Origin of the sequence: Aeromicrobium sp. 636, from assembly GCF_024433585.1 — a bacterium.
Taxonomy (GTDB): Bacteria; Actinomycetota; Actinomycetes; order Propionibacteriales; family Nocardioidaceae; genus Aeromicrobium; species Aeromicrobium senzhongii.
In genome coordinates, this window is sequence record NZ_WNJU01000003.1 from 159,029 (window position 1) to 179,827 (window position 20,799).

The window sequence follows — 20,799 nt, forward strand, 5'->3', positions numbered from 1 at the left end:
TTTGTTGTTAAGTCGTTCAGTAGATTAGTCGACTTTCTGAGCGGAGGCGGGGTCCATCAGTTCAACGATGCGCTCCAGGTCGCCGATCGTCGCGAACTCGACGACGATCTTGCCCTTGGACTTGCCGAAGTCGACCTTGACCCGCGTGTCGAAACGCTCGGAGAGCCGGTGCGCCAACTCGCCCACCCTCGCCGAGGTGGGACGCGTCGACAGCTTGCGTGCCGCAGGCGTCGCGTCCTCGTCCCCGAAGCGGACGATCTCCTCGAGCTGACGCACGGAGATCCCCTCAGCGACCACCCGCGAGGCCAATCTGTCCTGCAATTCCGGGTTCGGCACCGCGAGCAGGGCCCGTGCGTGGCCGGCGGACAGCACGCCCGCCGCGACGCGTCGCTGGACCGCCGGAGGGAGCTTCAGCAACCGGATCGTGTTGGTGATCTGCGGGCGCGACCGCCCGATGCGCTCCGAGAGCTCCTCCTGCGTGCAGCCGAAGTCCTCCAGGAGCTGCTGGTACGCCGCTGCCTCTTCCAGCGGGTTCAGTTCCGACCGGTGCAGGTTCTCCAGCAGTGCGTCACGCAGCAGGTCCTCGTCCGTCGTCTCGCGGATGACCGCGGTGATCGTCTCGAGGCCGGCCTTCTGGGTGGCGCGCCAACGCCGCTCCCCCATGATCAGCTCGTAGCGATCCGGCCCGGTCGATCGCACGACGATCGGCTGGAGCAGTCCGATCTCCTTGATCGAGTGGACGAGCTCGGACATCGCCTCCTCGTCGAACACCTTGCGGGGCTGACGCGGGTTGGGCGAGATCTGGCCCACCGGCAGCTCGCGCAGTCGGGCACCCGCGACCTCGGTGAGGCCCGACTCCTTTGCCTGGGCCGGCGAGGTGGGGATCAGGGCGGAGAGTCCACGGCCGAGGCCGGGGCGAGGTGTGCTCATGACGATGCTCCTTGGTCGGCCGGGGCCGCGCCGCGTTGGGTGATCTCACGGGCCGCCTCCATGTAGGACAACGCTCCCGTCGAGTTCGGATCGTACGTGATGATCGTCTGCTGGTAGCCCGGCGCCTCGCTGATCCGCACTGAGCGGGGAATCGCGGTCGAGAGGACCCGATCCCCGAAGTGGCCGCGCACCTCGGCCGCCACGCTCGAACTCAGGTTCGTCCGGGCGTCGTGCATGGTCAGCAGGATCGTCGACACGTCGAGATCCTGGTTGAGGTGCTGCTGGACCAGGCCGATGTTGCCGAGCAACTGGCTCAGTCCTTCCAGGGCGTAGTACTCGCACTGGATCGGGATCAGCACCTCGCGCGCTGCCACCATCGCGTTGATCGTCAGCAGTCCCAGCGACGGCGGGCAGTCGATGAAGACGTAGTCGATGTCGGCTCCCGGGCCGGCCAGGTACGTGTCGATGGCCGTGCGCAGGCGACGCTCGCGTTGCTCTAGTCCGACGAGCTCGATCTCGGCGCCCGCGAGGTCGATCGTGGCTGGAACGACGCGCAATGCCGGGATGTCAGGACTTGCCTGGACCGCGTCCTCGATGGGTAGTTCGTCGAGCAGGACCTCGTACGTGCCCGGTGTTCCGGAGGCGTGCGGGATCGCCGCTGCCGTGGAGGCGTTGCCCTGCGGGTCCAGGTCGATCAACAGGACGGACAACCCGCGCGCGGCCATCGCCGCGGCCAAGTTCACCGAGGTGGTCGTCTTGCCGACGCCACCCTTCTGGTTCGCCACGACGAACACCCGGGTGTGGGACGGGCGTTCGTACCGGCCACTGCGCGCAAGGCGCTCCATGAGTTCGACGTGCTGGCTCGCTTGGTCGGCGAGGGGGGTGGAGGCGGACGCCTCCACCGGCTCCTCGGCAAAGTCCGCGGCTGTCGGAATCGTCACTACGGCTCCCTGTCATGTTTCACGTGGAACGTCAGGGCGCCCCACGTCATGTTTCACGTGGAACGTCAGGCCGTTCCACGGATGCTCATCTGCGCTGGACTTCGACGACAGTCGTGGGAACGTCGAGTCCCCAGTCCTGCCCGTACGTCGCCACCACGATATCGCCGGCCTTCAGACGCTTGAGGGTGGCGCGCGCGGATTCGACCTCTTCTGCGGCACTGCGTCCCTTGAGCGCGAGCAGGAATCCGCCCGGCTTCACCAAGGGCATGCACCAGCGTCCCAGCTTGTCGAGGGCCGCCACCGCACGCGCGGTGACGACGTCGTACTTCTCGGAAACCTCTTCGGCGCGCGCTCGCAGCACCGTCACGTTGTCCAGGTCCAGCTCCGCGGAGGCTTCCTCGAGGAAGGTCGCTCGACGCAGGAGGGGCTCGATCAAGGTGACGTGCAGATCAGGACGCGCGATGGCCCAGACCAGGCCGGGGAGTCCAGCGCCGGCGCCGACGTCCGCGACGGTGGCGTTCTCAGGAACGCGGACCACCGGGGCGGCGCAGTTGAGCAGGTGTCGGTCCCACAGTCGGTCGACCTCGCGGGGACCGATCAGACCGCGCTCGACACCGGTCGTGGCCAGGATCTCGGCATAGCGTTCTGCGAGCGGAAGACGCTCGCCGAACGCTGCCGTTTCACGTGAAACAGTCACTCGGCCGGCAGCACGACGACGTGGCGCGTCGGGCCGGCGCCGTCCGACTCGCTGCGCAGTCCCGCATCGGCGACCGCGTCATGGATGACCTTGCGCTCGAAGGGCGACATCGGATCGAGAGCGAGCGGCTCGCCGTCCGCCTTGACCTGCTCGATCGCTCCGGCAGCGACCTCGACGAGCGCGGCCTTGCGAGCGGCCCGGTGTCCGTCGACGTCCAGCATCAGACGGCTGCGGTCACCGGTCTCGCGGTAGACCGCCAGCCGGGTGAGCTCTTGGAGCGCTTCGAGGACCTCGCCGTCCGGCCCGACCAGGTGACGCAGATCGCCGCCGATGATCTCGACCGCGGCGCGATCGCCGTCGACATCGATGTCGATGTCGCCGTCGAGGTCCGCGATGTCGAGGAGCTCCTCGAGGAAGTCGGCCGCGATGTCACCTTCGCGTTCCAGATCGCTGTCACTCATCGGGATCCTCCTGGGCAGGCTTGTTCGGCTTCGGCTTCGGCTTCGCTTGCTTCGGCTGGGGGGAGCCGCTCTTCCGGCGCTGGTCGCGCGTCTGCTTCTTCGGCTGCTGGCGCTTCAGGCGCTGAGCCTCGGTCTCGGTCTCGACGGGGAGCGCCGGATCGGGCTGAACCGTCTTGCCCTTGGCCTGGTCGCGCTCCTGCTTGGCCTTGAAGGCCGGCGTGCCGGGCGCGGGGTTGTTGCGGATGACCCAGAACTGCTGGCCCATGGTCCACAGGTTCGACGTGGTCCAGTAGACGAGCACGCCGAGGGGGAACGCCACGCCGGAGACGGCGAAGACGACCGGGAGCACGTAGAGGAGGATCTTCTGCTGCTGGGCGAACGGGCCGTTGAGCGCCGACTCCGGCATGTTCTTGGCCATCAGCTGCTTCTGCGTGAAGAACTGGGTGGCGCACATCGCGATGACCATGGTCATAGCGATGATCTTGGTCTCGAGGTGCTCGCTCGACATGAAGGTGTCGGCGATGCGGCCGCCGAGCCACTCGGCGTTGGCCAGGGATTCGGCCTGCGCACCGGACAGGAAGCCGCGTGCACCTTCGGCGCCGTTGCGGGACGCCTGGTCGATGACGCGGAAGAGGGCGAAGAAGATCGGCATCTGCAGCAGCAGCGGCAGGCAGGAGGAGAACGGGTTGGTGCCCGTCTCCTGGAACAGCTTCATCTGCTCCTGGGCGAAGCGCTCACGATCGTGGCCGTACTTCTTGCGCAACTCCTGCAATTGCGGCTGGATCAACTGCATGTTCCGGCTGGAGTTGATCTGCTTGACGAACAGCGGGATCAGCATGGCGCGGATCGTCAGCGTCAGGCCGACGATCGACAGGGCCCACGTCCAGCCGCCGTCCGGGTTCATGCCGATCTGCTCGAACAGCCAGTGCCACGCGAGCACGATGCCGGACGTGAAGTAGTACAGCGGCGTCATGATGGCGCCACCGATGCTGCCTAGGAAGTCGAACATGCTTCTCCTCGTTCACGGGCGCCGGACGGCACGGGATCGTACCCGCCGGCGGCCCAGGGGTGGCACCGGCCGAGGCGACGGATCGCGAGCCAGCAACCCCGCAGGGCGCCATGCGTCTCGACCGCATCCAGGGCGTATGCCGAACAGCTCGGGTAGTAGCGGCACACCTGCCCGTACATCGGGCTGATGGCGAAGCGATAGGCCCGCAGCAGACTCGCCACGATCCAACGCATCATCGTCGCACCCGCGACACGGCCGTGTGCAGTGCTTGGTCCAATTGCGGTGCCAGGGCGGCGGCCGGGCGGGAGGCCGCACCGGGGAGGGCCCGCACGACGACCCGAGATCCCGCGGGAACCGCGTCGATCCGGTCGCGCATGAGGTGGCGCAGGCGTCGCTTCACGAGATTGCGCTCGTGGGCACGGCCCACCTTCTTGGACACGACGAAACCGACGGACGTGACGTCCGCCGGTTCGACAGGCCCACCCACGTGAACGACGAGGTCGGGTTGAACACCCTTGCCACCACGGCGCATCGCCTGGCGGAACTCCTCACCGTCGCGCATGCGGTGCACGCGCGCCAGCACGATGAATCAGGCCGAGAGCTTGTCGCGACCCTTGCGGCGACGGGCCGCGAGGATCGAGCGACCGGCACGCGTACGCATGCGGAGGCGGAAGCCGTGCTTCTTGGCGCGGCGACGGTTGTTCGGCTGGAAAGTGCGCTTGCTCACAGGAGGTCCTTCTTACGGATCGTGACCCAACGGGGAGGGGCCACCGCTCGCCCACGACCGGAACTGTTCATGGGCACGCGGCAGACGTCGTTCGAGACGACCCCTCAACGGTACGGGGGCGGCCTGACGTGGTCAAACCGACCCAAAGCCGCAAGTCTTATCCTGAGTGTGGGGCAGGGTCCACACGACACGCCGAACGGCCTCCACAAATGTCCGGATCCGCTTGTGACGGATCGGCACCGGCTGCTAGCGTCACAGGATATCCACAGGCGCCGCGTCAGGGACGGCGGCAGATCGAACCGTTTCGTACACAACGTGTGGACAACAGTGTGAACAACCCCTCGGGCGGCCCGCCCTGCTCTCGGCCGCTCACGAAAAAATCCCGGGAAACCCGCCCGCTGTGGCGGAAGGAAGGCTGTGCAGTGCGCGACGAGGTTGAAGTGGACTTGGAGTCCGTCTGGCGCGATTCGGTCGCCACCTTGTCGCCAGGGGCGAAGGTCTTCGTCTACGGGGCCAAGCCTCTCTCGCTGCACAACGGCATCCTGATCGTCGCCGTCCAGGACGACCTCTCGCGCGCGCAGCTCGAATCGCGCGTCCGCCCGGCCCTCGAACAGGCGCTCACGACGCAGGCCGGCGAGGACATCCGCCTCGTGGTGACGATCGACCCCGAGGTCGTCGACGACGCACCCGAGCTCTTCTCCCCCGCGATCACCGTCGCCGAGGAGCCCACAGACATCGACAAGTCGTCAAGTCGATTTGTCGACAGGGATGACGAGATCGAGGAGGACGACGACAGCCTCACCCCCAGCTGGGTCAGCCGGCCGGCCGCCTCCAAGGGCGGGCCGGGCCCGTCGCATCGCGCGAACATCGCCGAGGCACGACTGAACTCGCGCTACCAGTTCGAGAACTTCGTCATCGGCTCGTCGAACCGCTTCGCCCACGCCGCCGCGGTCGCCGCGGCCGAGGCACCGGGCAAGGCGTACAACCCCCTGGTGATCCACGGCGACTCCGGCCTGGGCAAGACGCACCTCCTGCACGCCATCGGGCACTACGTCATCAACCTCTACCCCTCGTCGCGCGTCCGGTACGTCAGCTCCGAGGAGTTCGTGAACGACGTCATCAACGCGATCGGCGAGAACCGCACCCCCGCGCTGCGCCGCAAGTACCGCGAGATCGACGTGCTGCTCGTCGACGACATCCAGTTCATCGAGAACAAGGACGCGACGCAGGAGGAGTTCTTCCACACCTTCAACGCGCTGCACAACGAGAACAAGCAGATCGTCATGACGTCCGACCGGCCGCCGTCGGAGCTGCGGACGCTGGAGGAGCGCCTGCGCAACCGATTCAGCTGGGGCCTGCAGACCGAGATGCTGCCGCCCGACCTCGAGACGCGCATCGCGATCCTGCGCAAGAAGGCCGCCACCGAGAAGCTGACCGCGCCGGCCGACGTGCTGGAGTTCATCGCCAGCAAGGTGCAGACCAACATCCGTGAGTTGGAGGGCGCCCTCATCCGCGCCACCGCGTTCGCCAACCTCAACGGCACGACCGTCGACCTGCAGTTGGCGCAGATCGTGCTCAAGGACCTGATCGCCGAGGGCGACGACCCCGAGATCACCGCCGGCATGATCATGGCGCAGACCGCGGCCTACTCGGAGTACACGATCGAGGAGCTGTGCGGCCCCAACCGCTCGCGCAACCTCGTCCTCGCCCGCCAGATCGCGATGTACCTGTGCCGCGAGCTCACCGAGATGTCCCTGCCGCAGATCGGCAGCGAGTTCGGCGGGCGCGACCACACCACCGTGATGCACGCCGAGCGCAAGATCCGCAAGCTCATGGCCGAGAAGCACGCCGTCTACAACCAGGTCACCGAGCTCACGGCACGCATCCGCCAGCAGGCACGGCAGTCCTGACGACTTTTGTTCTTCCCCACCTGGGGACACGGGTGTGGATGAACCGCCAGAATCGGTGCACCGGAGCTCTCAGGGTGTGAACACGATGTGAACGACAAACGTTCGTCCACAGCCCGACCGAGTCCCCCCACTGCGCCCACCACAACTTCATCCACAGGCAGAAAACACCGCTGACCAGCACAAACAAGGGTTGTCCACCGAATCCACAGGCCCTACTACGACGACGGAAAGTACAAAGAGCCAAATCCGAGTAGAAGTCACGACGCCCCATAGGTGTGGATGACCGCCCACCGTGGCAGGATTCGACTGACGAATGAGAGGCCCCAGAACGTGAAGTTCCGCATCGATCGCGACACCCTTGCCGACGCTGTCGGATGGACCGCCCGCAGCCTGCCGACCCGCCCGAGCGTGCCGGTGCTGACCGGGCTGTTGCTCGAGACCGTCGGCGACGAGCTCCACCTGTCGGGCTTCGACTACGACACCTCCACGCGCGCATCGCTGCCCGCGGAGGTCAACGACGAGGGCAAGGCGCTCGTCTCGGGCCGTCTCCTGGCCGAGATCGTGCGCGCGCTCCCCGCTGGGAAGCCGGTCGACGTCGTCCATGACGGCACCAAGGTCCAGGTCACGTGCGGCAGCTCGCGCTTCAGCCTGCAGACGATGCCGGTCGACGAGTACCCGCAGCTGCCAGCGATGCCCACCTCCACCGGCACCGTCAAGGCCGACGACTTCGCCACGGCGGTCGGCCAGGCCAGCGCCGCCGCCTCGCGCGACGAGATGCTGCCGTTGCTGACCGGAATCCGGGTCGAGCTCGAGGGCTCGACGATCTCGCTGATGGCCACCGACCGGTTCCGCGCCAGCCTGCGCGACCTGTCCTGGTACCCCGAGACCTCCGACATCTCGGCGCGCGCCCTCGTCCCGGCGCGCGTCCTGTCCGACACCGCCAAGGCACTGACCGCGGGCGGCGACATCACGATCGCGGTTTCCACCAGCGAGACCGGCGACGGACTCATCGGCTTCGAGGGCACCGTCGGCGGCGGCGTGCGCCGCACCACCACGCGTCTGCTCGAGGGCGACTTCCCGCGAGTCCGCCAGCTGTTCACGGCCCAGGCCGAGACGGTCGCGTACGTCAGCACCCACGCTCTGGTCGACGCCGTCAAGCGTGTCGCCCTCGTCGCCGAGCGCAACACCCCGGTCCGGCTCACGTTCTCCGAGGGCCAGGTCCTGCTCGAGGCCGGCAGCGGTGACGAGGCCCAGGCCTCCGAGAGCGTCGAGGCCACGATCGACGGCAACGACATCTCGATCGGCTTCAACCCGAACTACATGCTCGAAGGACTCTCGGTCATGACCGAGCCGGTCGTGCACCTGTCGTTCACCCAGCACACCAAGCCTGCCGCGATGTCCGGAGTCGCGGAGGTGGGAGCGGATCCCGATGGCGCGTTCCGCTACCTGATCATGCCGGTACGGCTCCAGAACTGAATCGCGCCAACGACGTCGGGAGGCGCCATGCACATCGGACTCGTCGGACTGGGGAAGATGGGCGGGAACATGCGTACGCGCATGCGCAACGCCGGTCTGACCGTGGTCGGATACGACCGCGATCCGGACGTCAGTGACGTCGGCTCGCTGGCCGAGCTGGTCGAGCAGTTGCCCAGCCCCAAGGTGGTCTGGGTGATGGTGCCCCACGGCGAGCCCACGCACAGCACGATCGCCGAGCTCAACGAGCTGCTCTCCGAGGGCGACGTGGTGGTCGACGGCGGCAACTCGCGCTGGACCGACGACGAGTTTCACGCCGAGATGCTGGGCGAGAAGAAGATCGGCTTCGTCGACTGTGGCGTCAGTGGTGGCGTCTGGGGCCTCGAGAACGGGTACGCGCTGATGGCCGGCGGCGACGCTGCGGACATCGCCAAGGTGCAGCCGGCGTTCGACGCCCTGCGCCCTGATGCCGAGAACGGCTTCGTCCATGCCGGCAAGACCGGCGCCGGGCACTTCAGCAAGATGGTCCACAACGGCATCGAGTACGCCATGATGCAGGCCTACGCCGAGGGCTACGAGCTGCTCGAGAAGGTCGACATGGTCGACAACGTCGCCGAGGTGCTCAACTCGTGGCGCGTCGGCACGGTCGTCCGCTCGTGGCTGCTGGACCTGCTGGTCAAGGCCCTCGAGGACGACCCGGGCCTCTCGCAGATCCGCGGTTACGCCGAGGACTCGGGCGAGGGACGCTGGACGGTCGAGGCCGCCATCGAGAACGCCGTCCCCGCTCCGACGATCGCCGCCTCGTTGTTCGCCCGCTTCGTGTCGCGCCAGGACGAGTCGCCGGCGATGCAGGCGGTCGCGGCGATGCGTCAGCAGTTCGGTGGCCACGCCGTCCGTGCGACGCAGGAGAGCCCGGACGTCCCGCCGGCCTGATCCTCGAGCAGTCCCGTCCCGCGCCCGAGATGTGTAGCGGTAACCACCCGATTCGGGCCGAAAACGGTTCAAACGGGTGGACACCGCTACACATCTGGTCGGCCGTAGGCTGAGCGCATGCACGTCACTCGGCTGGAACTCACCGACTTCAGGTCGTACGAGTCCGTCGGGATCGACCTGCGGCCCGGTCCGGTGGCGTTCATCGGGGCCAACGGGCAGGGCAAGACCAACCTCGTGGAGGCGATCGACTACCTCGCCGGGCTGGACTCGCACCGGGTCTCGTCCGACACCCCGCTCGTGCGTGCGGGTACCGAGCGGGCGATCGTCCGGGTGCAGCTCCAGCGCGACGACCGATCGGCCCTGCTCGAGCTCGAGATCACGCCCGGCAAGTCCAATCGCGCGCGGGTCAACGGCAATCCCCTGCCGCGGGTCCGTGACATCGTCGGCATCGCGCGGACGGTGCTGTTCTCGCCCGAGGACCTGGCCCTGGTCAAGGGCGACCCGTCCGACCGCCGGCGTTTCCTCGACCACCTGATCGTCATGCGGGCACCGCGACTGGCGGGCGTCAAGGCCGACTACGACCGCGTCCTGCGTCAGCGCAACACGCTGCTCAAGACCGCCGGCCGACGCAGCAACGTCGAGATCTCGACCCTGGACATCTGGGACGAGAACCTCGCGCGCACCGGCGGCCAGCTGATCGCCGCACGGCTGGCGTTGCTGGACGCATTGGCTCCCCACGCCACCGAGGCCTACCGGGACGTGGCAGCCGGCGCCGCGGCCGATCGCCAGGTCGTGTCCCTCGTCTACAAGCCGTCGGTCGAGGGCGTCGAGGAACTGCGTGACGTCGACGACATCGCCAAGGCACTGCTCGACGAGATCGGCCGACGCCGTCGCGAGGAGCTCGAGCGCGGCATCAGCCTCGTGGGGCCGCACCGCGACGACGTCCTGCTCGGGATCGGCGAGCTGCCCGCCAAGGGCTACGCCAGTCACGGCGAGTCCTGGTCCCTCGCGCTGGCGCTGCGCCTTGCGGCGTTCGCCCTGCTGCGGGACGAGGGCGACGACCCGATCCTGATCCTCGACGACGTCTTCGCCGAGCTCGACTCTGATCGGCGCTCCCGTCTGGCCGCCCGGGTCGCCTCGGCCGAGCAGGTGCTGGTGACGGCCGCCGTGCAGGGAGACGTCCCGCCCGAGCTGGTGGGTCAGGCCTTCGACGTGGCCCGAGGGGCGGTGACCCCACGTGACTGACGATGACGACGTGCTCCGGTTGGCCCGCGAGATCGCCGACGCGTACCGCACCGGGGGCCAGCCGGCGACCAGGCGGCGCCGGCCGATGCGGCGCACGGGTCCGGCGCGGCGCCCCGGTCGTGAGGATGCGGTCGCGCTGGGTGACGTCCTGGGCGAGATGGTGAAGAACCAGGGCTGGAACGACCGGCTCGCCGCGTCGCGCGTCTTCTCGGACTGGGCCGCGATCGTCGGCCCCGAGGTGGCCCAGCACTGCACGGTCGACCATTTCAGCGACGGGGTCGTGCACCTGGAGGCCGACTCCACCGCGTGGGCCAAGGAGCTCAAGCTGCTGGCACCGCGGCTGGTGGCCAAGCTCAACCAGGAGCTCGGTGACGGTCAGGTGCTGCGGATCGACGTCCGTGGTCCGCAGGCACCCAGCTGGAAGAAGGGTCCGCGCTCGATCAAGGGACGCGGGCCGCGCGACACCTACGGATAGTGGGCCGGCCGCGCTCGCTTCGCTTCGCGCTCACTCCCGGCTCCGCAGAGCTCCGCCGGGCCGGCCCCTCGTCGCTTCGCTCCTCGCCATGGCGGGGTCACACCCGGGAGGCGTCCGGGCAGATCCAGGACATCAGCCAGATCGCGCACGCCGAGGCCAGGGCCACGGCGCCCAGCACCAGGGACGCCTGCAGGAACCCCTCGAGGCCCGACACCGGGCGCACGCCGATCAGGACGATCCCGATCAGTGACGCGACCGCTCCGCTGAGCGCCGCGAGGAACACCGCGGAGTCCCGCGATCGGCGGCCTCCGTGCACGAGAACGCCGACGGCGCACCACCCGAGGGTCACGAGCAGCGCGGCGACGACGTCGGCCGGCCGGTGCCAGCCCGCGACGATCGTCGACAGGCCGGTCAGGCCGGTGGCGAAGGTGCCCAGCCCGGCGACAGAGGCTCGCGCAGCGGGCGGGACGACGATCAACAGCGCGGCCACCGCGGCCGCGACGACCGTGACGTGGCCGCTCGGCAGGGAGTTGTGCACGCCGTAGCCCAGGTCCGCGCGGTCGAGCACGCCGTGCTTGAGCACCTGCGTGGTCACGTTCGCTCCGACGATGACGGTGAGGGCGGCCAGCGCGGCGCGGCCGTGCCGGCGCAGCGCGGCCAGCAGCAGGCACCCGACGGCGAGGACCGCCACCGTGCCGATCGAGACGCGACCCAGGATCGACAGCACGGTCAGCCGGGCCTCGCGACCCGCGGTGACCGCGAGCATCGCGTCCTCGTCCGCGGCCTGACCCGTCGTCGACCACAGCGCCACGCTCACCACGGCGAAGAACAGCGCGGCGGCACCGGCACCGACCACGAGGGCCGGTCCCACGACGGAGGATCTCGATCGGGTCATCGAACTCACCCCTCCAGCCTTTCAGACGGCGCAACGGCAACGGCCGCGTGCCGTCCGAGGGACGGACACGCGGCCGTGTGCGAGGTGCTGCGGAGCAGCTAGGCCCTGCCGTGACTGACGCGCGATCGCCGTGCGACCGAGTCCAGGATCACGGCCAGCAGCAGCACGCCACCGGTGACCATGAAGCGCCACGACGAGTCGAGGTTGACCAGGGTCAGGCCGCTGGAGATCGAGGAGATCACCAAGATGCCCAACAGCGCCGCGAAGGCCGACCCGCGACCGCCGAAGAGGCTGGTGCCACCGATCACGGCCGCCGCGATCGCGTTCAGGTTCACGTCACCCGTGCCGCTGCTCTGAGCGGCGGCGGCGAGACGGCCCGCGGCCAGGACTCCACCCAGCGCCGCCAAGGTCGAGGCCAGCATGAAGACGGTCATGTAGACCCGGTTCACGTTGACGCCGGCGCGGCGGGCGGCCTCCTCGTTGCCACCGACGGCGAAGACCGAACGGCCCCAGCGCGTGCGGGTGAGTGCGTAGTGCATCGCCAGGACGAGGCCGACGAACAGCACGAACATCCAGCCGATGCCGCGGGCCTGGTTCATGTACCAGGCGGCCGCGAGCAGGACGACGGCCATCGCACCGGCCTGCAGCGCGAGGTGCGACACCGGGACCGAGGACAGGCCGGCCGCAGCGCGAGCACGCGACCGTCCGAACCGGGCCAGGAAGAAGCCCGCCGCGGCCAGCACGACCAGGACGTACGACAGCGTCGCCGGCACGAACCACAGCTGGCCGAGCTTCACGATCGGGGAGTCGAACGGCAGGTTGATCGTGCCGCTGGGGCCGAGCACCTTCAGCTGCAGGCCCAGGAAGCCCAGCAGGCCGGCCAACGAGATGACGAACGACGGCACACCGAAACGCGTGTAGACGACCGAGTAGACGAAGCCGATCGTGGCGCCCGCGGCGAGCGAGGCGAGGACGGCCAGCCACACCGGCCAGTCGTGCTGGACGAAGGAGACGCCCAGGATCGCGGCCGACAAGCCGCTCACGGAGCCGACGGACAGGTCGATCTCGCCGACCAGCAGCACGCAGACGATGCCCAGCGAGATGACGCCGACCGCGGCCGACTCCATCAGCAGGTTGCCCAGGTTCGCACTGGACAGGAACGACGAGTTCAGCGACTGGAACACGGTCCAGATCACGACGAGGCCGACGATCACGGGCAGGACCCCGAGGTCACCGCCGCGGATCCGCTCGCCCAGCGAACGCACGAAGCCGCCGAGTCCCTCACTCGTGCGCAGGCGCTCGTCCTGCAGGTCGGCGGCGACAGGGCTCAGGCCCTCGGGGGTGGTCATCGGATCTCCTCATGGGTCGAGGCGGAACGGTCGGCACGGCGCGTCACGGCGTTGTCGGTGGCGCCGGTGATCGCCGCGACCAGCTCCTCGGTCGTGACGTTGCGGGCGTCGAAGACACCGTTGTTGCGGCCCAGACGCAGCACGGCGACGCGATCGGCGACGGCGCGGACGTCCTCCATGTTGTGGCTGATCATGATCACGGCGAGGCCGTTCTCACGCAGGCGCTCGACGAGGTTGAGGACCTCCGCGGTCTGGGCCACGCCCAGGGCGGCGGTCGGCTCGTCGAGGATGATGAGCTTCGGGTCCAGCAGCAGCGATCGGGCGATCGCCACCGTCTGGCGCTGACCGCCCGACAGTGAGGCGATCGGGATCCGCACGGACGGGATCTTGGCCGCGAGCTGGCGCAGCAGCTCCCAGGAGCGGACCTCCATCTGCACCTCGTCGAGGCGCAGCGGCGAGATCTCGCTGTTGAGGAAGAGGTTGCTGACGACGTCGAGGTTGTCGCACAGCGCGAGGTCCTGGAAGACCGTCGCGATGCCGAGGTCGATCGCGTTCTGCGGGCTCGTGATGCTGACCTCGCGGCCGTCGAACTCGAGCGTGCCGGACGAGGCCGCGTGGACGCCGGACAGCACCTTCACGAGTGTGGACTTGCCGGCGCCGTTGTCGCCGACGACGGCCACGACCTCACCGGCGTGGACGTCGAGGTCGACGTCGGTCAGTGCGGCGACGGCGCCGAAGTTCTTGCTGATCGCCCGAAGGCTCAGGATGGGGCGCCCGGACGCGGGGGTCGCCTCGGTGGGTTGGTTCATGTCTCTCCCTGTGGATCGACGACGGCCGGTCCCCACACGCGTGCGGGGACCGGCCGAGCGTGATCAGTTGATGCCGAGCTTCTTGCAGCCGGCGGCGTAGGCGCCGGTGCACACCTGGTCGGCGGTGTAGATGCCGCTGTCGAACATGACCTTCTTCACGTTCTCGGTCGTGACGACCTCGGGCGTGAAGAGCTGCGACGGAGTGTCGAACAGCTCGGTGTCGGCCTTCGGCTCCTCACCCTTCAGGAACGCGACGGCGGCCTCGGCGGCGGCGCTGGCGACGATGCTGATCGGCTTGGAGATCGTGTTGTACTGCTCACCGGCGATGATCCGCTGGATCGCGGCGACCTCGGCGTCGTTGCCGGTGACCGGCGGGACCGGGTCGATGCCCGCGGCCTTGAGCGCCGCGACGGTGCCGCCGCCGGTGCCGTCGTTGGCCGCGACCGCGCCCGCGATGTCGTCGCGGTACTTGGTGATCTGGCCCGAGACCCAGTCCTGGGCCTTCTGCGGGTTCCAGTCCGGCGTGTCGTACTCGGCCAGCACGTCGTACTTGCTGCCCTCGACGCCGGCCTTCATGCCCTTCTTGATGAGCTGGGCGGCGTCGTCCGTGGGCGACCCGTAGACCATCAGCAGGCCGCCGTCGGCCTGGTCGGCGTCGAGCTTCTTCACGAGCGACTCGGCGATCATCTTGCCGATCCCCTCGTTGTCGAACGACACGTAGAAGTCGGCCGGCTTGGTCGTGATCGGGCGGTCGTAGGTGATGACCGGGATGTCCTGCGCCTGGGCGTTGGCGACGATCGTGGCCGCGGCCTTCGTGTCGACCGCGTCGAGCACGAGGACGTCGACGCCCTGGGCGATGGCCGAGTTGGCCTGCTGCTGCTGCTTGTTCGGGTCGCCGTCGCCGTTCTGGTAGAGGACCTTGCAGTCCTCGCACAGTTCCTTGACCTTCTTCTCGAACAGCGGGCGGTCCTGCTCCTCGTAGCGCGTGGACGCGCGGTCCGGCATGAGGAACGCGATCGTGCCCGAGGCCTTGTCGCCGTCCTTGCCCTCGGAGTCGTCGCCCGAGCCGCAAGCGGCCAGCGTTCCCAGGGCCATGACCGCCGCGGCGACTGCCGCCATGCGGAAGCTCGTTGTCTTCATGTGTCTCTCTCTTCTGAACCGGGCGTCCGACCGAAGCCGTGCCTATACCATCGCTTGTGACAGCTGTCACACGCTGAATGCGGGGACCGTAACATTTAACACGTTAAGTCTGTCAAGTGGGCTGTTACCCCGACACACCGCGTGTTGACCCGAGGAAGGACACACATGACCGAGCAGGCTCCAGCCCGGCCATCGCGTGCTCAACGCCAGCGACGGATCATCGATCGCGTCGTCGAGCAGGGCTTCGCCAGCGTCGCGGAACTGGTCGAGGACGCGGGCGTCAGCGTCATGACGATCCACCGCGATCTCGACGATCTCGCGGGGCGCGGACTGCTCCGGCGCGTGCACGGCGGGGTCTCGGCGCTGCCCACCGGCGTCTTCGAGTCCAGCTCGGAGTTCCGGATGCAACGCCAGGTCGAGGCGAAGGACGCGCTGGCGCGCACGGCCCTGGGCTTCGTCGAGCCGGGGATGTCGGTGTTGCTCGACGACTCGACCACCGCCCTCGCCCTCGCACGGCTGCTCCCGACGGTGGGCGCGGTCACCGTGATCACCAACTACCGGCAGGTGCTGGAGGTGTTGATGGACCAGGACGACGTGTCGGTCATCATGCTCGGCGGGGCGTACTCGCGGACCCACGACTCCTTCATCGGCGCGCCCGACGCGTCGGGTCTGGCCACCTACGCCGTCGACGTCTCGTTCCAGTCGACCTCGACGATCGACGACGTCCGCGCCTACCACCAGGAGCAGGAGCTGGTGCTGATGAAGCGCGCCATGATCGGGGCCGGCGAGCGCAGCGTGCTGATGATCGACGGCTCGAAGGTGGGACGGCGCTCGCTGCACCGGTTCGCCGAGCTGTCGGAGTTCAGCGACCTGGTGGTGACGCCGGACGTTCCCGTGGCGATGCGCGAGACGATGGCCGAGCACGTGCGGCTCCACGTCACGGACGGCACGTGACACCGTCACAGTCCCGGTGATATAGATAACAACAATCTTGTTATCTCGGCGGGGCGTGCGCGCCGCCCTCGGAAAAGGTGAACCCATTGACCACGATCCTCTCGGCCGGCGACCGCTTCGTTCGCCCGGAACTGTTCTCCGACGCCATCCGTGCCGCGGTCGGTGACGCAGTCCCGCTGGACTTCCGGTCGACGTGCTCGGAGTGGCCGCACGAGCCCTTCGGTCCCGTCGAGAACGTCGACGAGGCGTCCGGCACGGTCGACGGCATGATCGAGGCGCTCCGCGGGGTCGAGATCGCCGTCACCCAGCTCGCGCCGTTCTCGCGCTCGATCATCGAGGCGTCGCCCGAGCTCAAGCTCATCGGTGTCAGCCGGGGCGGACCCGTGAACGTCGATCTCGAGGCTGCGACCCGTGCCGGCGTGATCGTCGTCAACGCGCCGGGCCGCAACGCTCAGGCAGCCGCCGAGTTCACCATCGGGCTGATCCTGGCTGCCAGTCGTCGCATCCCGGCCGCCCACGGCGAGCTGGCCCGCGGCACGTGGCGCGGCGACTACTACTCCTGGGAGGAGGCCGGCGGCGAGCTCGCCGGTGAGACCGTCGGCCTGATCGGCCTGGGTGCCATCAGCTCGATCGTCGCGCGCATCCTGCAGGCCTTCGGCGCCACCGTCATCGCGTACGACCCGTACGCCGCGCCCACCGGCGGTGTCGAGCTGGTCGAGCTCGACGAGCTGATCGCCCGCAGCGGGATCGTCAGCCTGCACGCCCGCCTGACCGACGAGACGCGGCACATCCTCGACGAGACGCGCCTGCGCGCGATGCGTCCCGGTGCGGTCCTGATCAACACCGCCCGCGGTGGTCTGCTCGATTACGCGCCGCTGCCCGAGCTGCTCGAGTCCGGTCATCTGCGCGCCCTCGGGCTGGACGTCTACGACATCGAGCCGCCGCCGGCCGACTGGCCGCTGCTGTCCGCGCCGAACGTCGTGCTCTCGCCGCACCTCGCCGGTGCCACGCGCGAGACGGCGGAGCGCGCCGCGTCGATCATCGCCGGCGAGGTCGCCGCGTACCTGGGCGGCGGCGAGCTGCGCCACGTGTGCAACCCGGAGGTGCTCCGGGGATGATCCTCGGCGTCGACATCGGCACGTCGGTCACGAAGGCCGCGCTGATCGGCCGCGACGGTCGCAGCGTGCGATCGGCGAGCCGCCCGTCGGAGCTCCTGCGCGGGCCCGGCGGCGTGGTGGAACAGGACCTCGACGACGTCGTGGCCTCGGTGGTCACCGTCGTCCGGACCGTCATGGACGGCACGGACGAGCCGATCGACGCGATCGCGCTGACCGGTCAGGGCGACGGCCTGTGGCTCCGCGACGAGCACGGTCGCCCCACGCGGCGCGCCATCTCCTGGATGGACGGCCGCGCGGCGGACCGCGTGGCGCGCTGGCGCAGTGAGGGCGTGCTCGACCGCGTGCACGCCCTCACCGGGTCGGGCGTCTTCCCCGGATCGCATGCGGCGCTGCTGGCCCACCTCGCCGAGCACGAGCCCGAGGTGCTGGAGCGCTCCGCCGTCGCCGGCTACTGCATCGATGCCGTGCTGCAGCGGTTGACGGGGGTCGTCTCCGTCGACGCGTCGGACGCGTCGCTGCCCTTCCTCGACGTCCGCACCCGCCGGTACGTCGAGGAGGCCCTCGTGGCGTGCGGCGTGGAGTCGTGGCGTCGCCTGCTGCCCGAGCCCGCCGCGCCCCGCGCGGTCTTCGCCCTGGATGCCACGGGCGCGCAGTTGCTCGGGCTGCCCGAGGGCCTGCCCGTGACGGCCGGTCCGTACGACGTCATGACGTGCGGCATCGGCGCCGGCGCGCGGCGGCCCGGGCAGGGCACCGTCGTGGTGGGCACGACGCTCAGCTGCGAGGCGCTGACCCGCGACGCGACGATCGATCCCGACAGCGAGCCGGCCGGGATGTGGCTGTGCACGCCCGACCCCGACCTGTTCCTGCGGACGATGCCGTCGATGGCGGGCACCGCGGCGATCGCGCACGCCCTCTCGCTGGTGGGTGCCGGCACGGCCGACCTGCAAGGGCTGCTCGAGCAGTCGGCACCGGGTGCGTCGGGGATCCGCGCCCTGCCGTTCGTCTCGGGCGCCGGTGAGCGCGCCCCCTTCGTGGAGCCGCGGGCCACGGGACAGATCCTCGGCATGACGCTGACGCACGGCCCGGCCGACCTGGTGCGAGCCATGTGCGAGTCCGTGGCCTACGCCGCGCGGCACTGCCTCGAGGCCGCCGGCCTCGACGGCGAGCTCTCGGGATGCGGCGGCGGGCTCGGGACACCGGCCTTCGCCCAACTGATCGCCGACGCCACCGGGCAGGCGCTGCACGTCCCGTACGAGCCGTTCGTCGGCGCGCGCGGAGCGGCGGCCGTGGCCTGGGCGGCCCTGGGCACACCCGTCGACGAGGACGCCTGGGCGGAAGACCGACAGGTGATCACCCCGCAGGACGACCTGCGCGACCGGTTCGAAGCCGGATACGCCGCCTACCTGGCGGACGTCCGTGAAGCACGACAGAGATGGACGGCATGAGCAACGTGAACCCCGTGAGCATCGGCGTGGACCTCGGCACCCAGAGCGTCAAAGTCCTCGCCGTCGGCCTCGACGGAACGGTCCTGGCCGAGGCGGCGCGTCCGCTGACCAGCACCCGGGACGGAGTCCGCCACGAGCAGGACCCGCACGAGTGGCTCGCGGCGACGGCCGCCGCGACCGCCGAGGCTGTCGGCCGGCTCGACCCCGACCAACGCGCCGCCATCGCGGCGGTCTCGCTGTGCGGCACGTCCGGCACGGTGATCGAGGTCGACGCGGCGGGTCGTCCCGCAGGTCCGGCGATCATGTACGACGACGCCCGCGCCGCGGCCGAGGCGGCCGAGGTCGCCGCCGCCGATCCCGCTCGCTGGGACCGGCTCGGCTACCGCATCCAGCCCAGCTGGGGCGTCGCGACGATCGTGCACGCGGCGCGTGGCGGGCTGCCTGCGGGACATCGCTTCGCCCACCAGCCCGACGTCGTCGCGGCCGCGATGTGCGGCGGCCCGGTCGCCACGGACTGGAGCAGCGCGCTCAAGAGCGGGTATGACCTGCTCGAGCTGGCGTGGCCCACCGACGTCCTGGGCGGTCTCGGGGTCGACCCGGGCACGCTGCCCGACGTGGTGGCTCCCGGTGCCCCGCTGGGAACGGTCGCGGCGGACTGGGCCGAGCGGACCGGCATCCCGGCCGGCACCCCGGTGGTCGGCGGCATGACCGACGGCTGCGCCTCACAGTTGGGCGCCGGCGCGATCGGCGACGGCGACTGGCACTGCGTCATCGGCACGACACTCGTGCTCAAGGGCGTCACCTCGACACCGTTGAAGGACGACGGCGGCGCCGTGTACTCCCACCGCTCGCCCGTGCCGGGTCGGTGGTTGCCCGGCGGTGCGTCGAGCGTCGGCGCGGGCGCGTTGGGCGCGCTGCTCCCGGGCGCCGATCTGCCGGGCCTGACGATCCAGGCCCAACGCCTGTGGGACGACGGCGCCTCCGTCGTGCCGGCCTACCCGCTGACCGGCACCGGCGAGCGGTTCCCGTTCGTGCGCCCGGACGCCGGCGGGTTCGCGCTGGTCGACGGTGTCGAGCGCGACCTCTCCGTCCTCGGCTTCGGGGCCGACGCGTACCTGTCGGTCATCGTCGGCGTGGCCGCGCTCGAGCGCACCTGCATCGACGTGCTGGCCGCCGCCGGCGGCTCGGTCGACGGCCGCTACAGCACCTCGGGCGGGGGCACGCGCAGCGACCTGTGGAACCAGCTCCGCGCCGACATGCTCCAGCGCCCCGTGACGATCCCCCGCTCGGCCGAGCCCGCGGTCGGTGCCGCGATCTTGGCGGCATCGTCGATCGTGGGCGCCGAGACCGAGGCCGACTGGACCGCCCTCGTGCGCGGTATGTCCGGTGTCGCGTCGGTCGTCGAGCCGCGTCGGGAGTCGTCCGAGCGGCTGTTGCAGGTGCACGGCCGCCTGGCCGATGCGTGGCGTGCCCGAGGATGGCTGGCATGACCTCCGTGATCCACCTGGCCCGGCACGGCGAGACGGTCTGGCACGCCGAGAACCGGTACGCCGGCTCCTCCGACGTGGGACTGACCGAGCGCGGGATGGAGCAGGCGCGCGATCTCGGCGCCTGGGCCGCGGCGCACGGGCCGCTCACGGTGCACAGCTCGGACCTGAGCCGCGCGGTCGTGACGGCGACGCCCGCGGCCGAGGCCCTGGGCCTCGAGCTGCAGGTCCGCCCGGCGCTGCGCGAGGTCGACTTCGGTCGCGGCGAAGGGCTGACCCGCGCCGAGATGGCCGAGCGGTTCCCCGACGACCTGGCTCGGTTCCTCGAGCGACCCGCCGAGTCGCCGCTACCGGAGGGTGAGCCCGGCCGGGCCGCCGTCGAGCGGGCGCTGCCCGAGCTGCGTGCGCTGGCTTCGCAGTCCGAGGCGCCGGCCCTCGTCGTCATGCACTCGACCCTGTTGCGGCTCGTGCTCTGCACGCTCCTGAGCATCGATCCGAACCGGTATCGCAGCGTCATGCCGAAGGTGCGCAATGTCGCGGTGACGACGCTGGAGCTCTCCGCCGACGGCCGGTCCGCGGCCCTGCTGGGGTTCAACGTCCCGGTCTGAGCCCGGCCGGAACGGCCAGCGGTCCGTGAGGCCCGCGCGGAGGGGTCCGGACGATGGGTGCCTTGGTCGGCCCCCTGGTCGTGACTCCCAGAGGCCGTTATGAGCCGTTCAGCGGCATCTGTGGATGAACATCGGAGCCTCCACAAAAGGTGTCGTGTCGTGAGACGAACAGAATGGCCCCGTATACTGGATA

22 protein-coding genes are annotated in these 20,799 nt (G+C 69.7%); 10 read left to right on the forward strand and 12 right to left on the reverse strand.

Going from position 1 to position 20,799, the window contains the following annotated elements; genetic code table 11:
• Positions 1 to 24: 24 nt before the first annotated feature.
• The 8 genes from GL325_RS11525 to rpmH all read right to left on the reverse strand — a co-directional run bounded on the left by GL325_RS11525 (position 25) and on the right by rpmH (position 4,765).
• Positions 25 to 930 (reverse strand): ParB/RepB/Spo0J family partition protein, encoded by a 906-nt coding sequence (locus GL325_RS11525; RefSeq protein WP_154597280.1) that lies wholly within the window; start codon positions 928 to 930, stop codon positions 25 to 27.
• Positions 927 to 1,871, reverse strand: coding sequence for a ParA family protein (locus GL325_RS11530; protein ID WP_373681482.1), 945 nt, complete (start codon positions 1,869 to 1,871; stop codon positions 927 to 929). The genes GL325_RS11525 and GL325_RS11530 overlap by 4 nt, the downstream gene beginning before the upstream one ends.
• An 85-nt stretch (positions 1,872 to 1,956) precedes the next feature.
• Positions 1,957 to 2,568, reverse strand: coding sequence for a 16S rRNA (guanine(527)-N(7))-methyltransferase RsmG (gene rsmG / locus GL325_RS11535; protein ID WP_187769661.1), 612 nt, complete (start codon positions 2,566 to 2,568; stop codon positions 1,957 to 1,959).
• Positions 2,565 to 3,029: a R3H domain-containing nucleic acid-binding protein gene (locus GL325_RS11540; RefSeq protein WP_187769662.1), complete on the reverse strand. Its 465-nt coding sequence runs from the start codon at positions 3,027 to 3,029 to the stop codon at positions 2,565 to 2,567. Before GL325_RS11540 ends, rsmG begins: the two co-directional genes overlap by 4 nt.
• Complete coding sequence (yidC, locus tag GL325_RS11545; RefSeq protein WP_154597278.1) at positions 3,022 to 4,038, reverse strand: membrane protein insertase YidC; 1,017 nt, start codon at positions 4,036 to 4,038, stop codon at positions 3,022 to 3,024. Before yidC ends, GL325_RS11540 begins: the two co-directional genes overlap by 8 nt.
• Positions 4,023 to 4,271: a membrane protein insertion efficiency factor YidD gene (yidD, locus tag GL325_RS11550; protein WP_154597537.1), complete on the reverse strand. Its 249-nt coding sequence runs from the start codon at positions 4,269 to 4,271 to the stop codon at positions 4,023 to 4,025. Before yidD ends, yidC begins: the two co-directional genes overlap by 16 nt.
• On the reverse strand, positions 4,271 to 4,609 hold the full coding sequence (rnpA, locus tag GL325_RS11555; protein WP_255467099.1) for a ribonuclease P protein component: 339 nt from the start codon (positions 4,607 to 4,609) through the stop codon (positions 4,271 to 4,273). Before rnpA ends, yidD begins: the two co-directional genes overlap by 1 nt.
• An 18-nt stretch (positions 4,610 to 4,627) precedes the next feature.
• Complete coding sequence (gene rpmH, locus GL325_RS11560; protein WP_187411626.1) at positions 4,628 to 4,765, reverse strand: 50S ribosomal protein L34; 138 nt, start codon at positions 4,763 to 4,765, stop codon at positions 4,628 to 4,630.
• A 440-nt stretch (positions 4,766 to 5,205) separates the two neighbouring features.
• Between rpmH and dnaA the strand changes: the two genes are divergently transcribed.
• The 5 genes from dnaA to GL325_RS11585 all read left to right on the forward strand — a co-directional run bounded on the left by dnaA (position 5,206) and on the right by GL325_RS11585 (position 10,801).
• The gene (dnaA, locus tag GL325_RS11565; protein WP_373681481.1) at positions 5,206 to 6,675 is read left to right on the forward strand and encodes a chromosomal replication initiator protein DnaA; all 1,470 of its coding nucleotides are present in this window, start codon (positions 5,206 to 5,208) and stop codon (positions 6,673 to 6,675) included.
• A 330-nt stretch (positions 6,676 to 7,005) separates the two neighbouring features.
• Positions 7,006 to 8,151: a DNA polymerase III subunit beta gene (gene dnaN, locus GL325_RS11570; protein WP_187769664.1), complete on the forward strand. Its 1,146-nt coding sequence runs from the start codon at positions 7,006 to 7,008 to the stop codon at positions 8,149 to 8,151.
• Positions 8,152 to 8,178: 27 nt separating this feature from the next.
• A complete protein-coding gene (gene gnd / locus GL325_RS11575; protein ID WP_187769665.1) occupies positions 8,179 to 9,081 on the forward strand; it encodes a phosphogluconate dehydrogenase (NAD(+)-dependent, decarboxylating) in 903 nt (300 codons plus the stop codon).
• 117 nt (positions 9,082 to 9,198) lie between these two features.
• Positions 9,199 to 10,326, forward strand: coding sequence for a DNA replication/repair protein RecF (gene recF, locus GL325_RS11580; RefSeq protein WP_187769666.1), 1,128 nt, complete (start codon positions 9,199 to 9,201; stop codon positions 10,324 to 10,326).
• A complete protein-coding gene (locus GL325_RS11585; protein ID WP_154597273.1) occupies positions 10,319 to 10,801 on the forward strand; it encodes a DUF721 domain-containing protein in 483 nt (160 codons plus the stop codon). The genes recF and GL325_RS11585 overlap by 8 nt, the downstream gene beginning before the upstream one ends.
• A 97-nt stretch (positions 10,802 to 10,898) precedes the next feature.
• On the opposite strand, the gene GL325_RS11590 is transcribed toward GL325_RS11585, so the two are convergent.
• The 4 genes from GL325_RS11590 to GL325_RS11605 all read right to left on the reverse strand — a co-directional run bounded on the left by GL325_RS11590 (position 10,899) and on the right by GL325_RS11605 (position 14,994).
• Positions 10,899 to 11,696 (reverse strand): phosphatase PAP2 family protein, encoded by a 798-nt coding sequence (locus GL325_RS11590; protein ID WP_187769667.1) that lies wholly within the window; start codon positions 11,694 to 11,696, stop codon positions 10,899 to 10,901.
• Positions 11,697 to 11,794: 98 nt separating this feature from the next.
• Positions 11,795 to 13,045, reverse strand: a complete 1,251-nt coding sequence (locus GL325_RS11595) for a sugar ABC transporter permease (protein ID WP_154597271.1) — start codon at positions 13,043 to 13,045, stop codon at positions 11,795 to 11,797.
• Positions 13,042 to 13,854: an ATP-binding cassette domain-containing protein gene (locus GL325_RS11600; RefSeq protein ID WP_154597270.1), complete on the reverse strand. Its 813-nt coding sequence runs from the start codon at positions 13,852 to 13,854 to the stop codon at positions 13,042 to 13,044. The genes GL325_RS11595 and GL325_RS11600 overlap by 4 nt, the downstream gene beginning before the upstream one ends.
• 63 nt (positions 13,855 to 13,917) lie before the next feature.
• The gene (locus tag GL325_RS11605; RefSeq protein ID WP_154597269.1) at positions 13,918 to 14,994 is read right to left on the reverse strand and encodes a sugar ABC transporter substrate-binding protein; all 1,077 of its coding nucleotides are present in this window, start codon (positions 14,992 to 14,994) and stop codon (positions 13,918 to 13,920) included.
• Positions 14,995 to 15,159: 165 nt separating this feature from the next.
• Between GL325_RS11605 and GL325_RS11610 the strand changes: the two genes are divergently transcribed.
• The 5 genes from GL325_RS11610 to GL325_RS11630 all read left to right on the forward strand — a co-directional run bounded on the left by GL325_RS11610 (position 15,160) and on the right by GL325_RS11630 (position 20,606).
• Positions 15,160 to 15,948 carry a DeoR/GlpR family DNA-binding transcription regulator gene (locus tag GL325_RS11610; RefSeq protein ID WP_187769668.1) on the forward strand — a complete coding sequence of 263 codons (789 nt, stop codon included), beginning with the start codon at positions 15,160 to 15,162 and terminating at the stop codon, positions 15,946 to 15,948.
• Positions 15,949 to 16,025: 77 nt separating this feature from the next.
• Positions 16,026 to 17,066, forward strand: coding sequence for a 2-hydroxyacid dehydrogenase (locus GL325_RS11615; protein WP_222865806.1), 1,041 nt, complete (start codon positions 16,026 to 16,028; stop codon positions 17,064 to 17,066).
• Positions 17,063 to 18,511 (forward strand): FGGY family carbohydrate kinase, encoded by a 1,449-nt coding sequence (locus GL325_RS11620; protein ID WP_187769669.1) that lies wholly within the window; start codon positions 17,063 to 17,065, stop codon positions 18,509 to 18,511. Before GL325_RS11615 ends, GL325_RS11620 begins: the two co-directional genes overlap by 4 nt.
• Positions 18,508 to 20,001 (forward strand): FGGY-family carbohydrate kinase, encoded by a 1,494-nt coding sequence (locus tag GL325_RS11625; protein WP_187411629.1) that lies wholly within the window; start codon positions 18,508 to 18,510, stop codon positions 19,999 to 20,001. The genes GL325_RS11620 and GL325_RS11625 overlap by 4 nt, the downstream gene beginning before the upstream one ends.
• Positions 19,998 to 20,606, forward strand: a complete 609-nt coding sequence (locus GL325_RS11630; RefSeq protein WP_187769670.1) for a histidine phosphatase family protein — start codon at positions 19,998 to 20,000, stop codon at positions 20,604 to 20,606. Before GL325_RS11625 ends, GL325_RS11630 begins: the two co-directional genes overlap by 4 nt.
• Positions 20,607 to 20,799: the final 193 nt, after the last annotated feature.

Bases quoted from the DNA above. Each gene is read 5' to 3' on its own strand.
- GL325_RS11525 (WP_154597280.1), bottom strand. From the start codon at position 930: ATGAGCACACCTCGCCCCGGCCTCGGCCGTGGACTCTCCGCCCTGATC.
- GL325_RS11540 (WP_187769662.1), bottom strand. From the start codon at position 3,029: ATGAGTGACAGCGATCTGGAACGCGAAGGTGACATCGCGGCCGACTTC.
- yidC (WP_154597278.1), bottom strand. From the start codon at position 4,038: ATGTTCGACTTCCTAGGCAGCATCGGTGGCGCCATCATGACGCCGCTG.
- yidD (WP_154597537.1), bottom strand. From the start codon at position 4,271: ATGCGTTGGATCGTGGCGAGTCTGCTGCGGGCCTATCGCTTCGCCATC.
- gnd (WP_187769665.1), top strand. From the start codon at position 8,179: ATGCACATCGGACTCGTCGGACTGGGGAAGATGGGCGGGAACATGCGT.
- recF (WP_187769666.1), top strand. From the start codon at position 9,199: ATGCACGTCACTCGGCTGGAACTCACCGACTTCAGGTCGTACGAGTCC.
- GL325_RS11590 (WP_187769667.1), bottom strand. From the start codon at position 11,696: ATGACCCGATCGAGATCCTCCGTCGTGGGACCGGCCCTCGTGGTCGGT.
- GL325_RS11595 (WP_154597271.1), bottom strand. From the start codon at position 13,045: ATGACCACCCCCGAGGGCCTGAGCCCTGTCGCCGCCGACCTGCAGGAC.
- GL325_RS11600 (WP_154597270.1), bottom strand. From the start codon at position 13,854: ATGAACCAACCCACCGAGGCGACCCCCGCGTCCGGGCGCCCCATCCTG.
- GL325_RS11605 (WP_154597269.1), bottom strand. From the start codon at position 14,994: ATGAAGACAACGAGCTTCCGCATGGCGGCAGTCGCCGCGGCGGTCATG.
- GL325_RS11610 (WP_187769668.1), top strand. From the start codon at position 15,160: ATGACCGAGCAGGCTCCAGCCCGGCCATCGCGTGCTCAACGCCAGCGA.
- GL325_RS11620 (WP_187769669.1), top strand. From the start codon at position 17,063: ATGATCCTCGGCGTCGACATCGGCACGTCGGTCACGAAGGCCGCGCTG.
- GL325_RS11625 (WP_187411629.1), top strand. From the start codon at position 18,508: ATGAGCAACGTGAACCCCGTGAGCATCGGCGTGGACCTCGGCACCCAG.
- GL325_RS11630 (WP_187769670.1), top strand. From the start codon at position 19,998: ATGACCTCCGTGATCCACCTGGCCCGGCACGGCGAGACGGTCTGGCAC.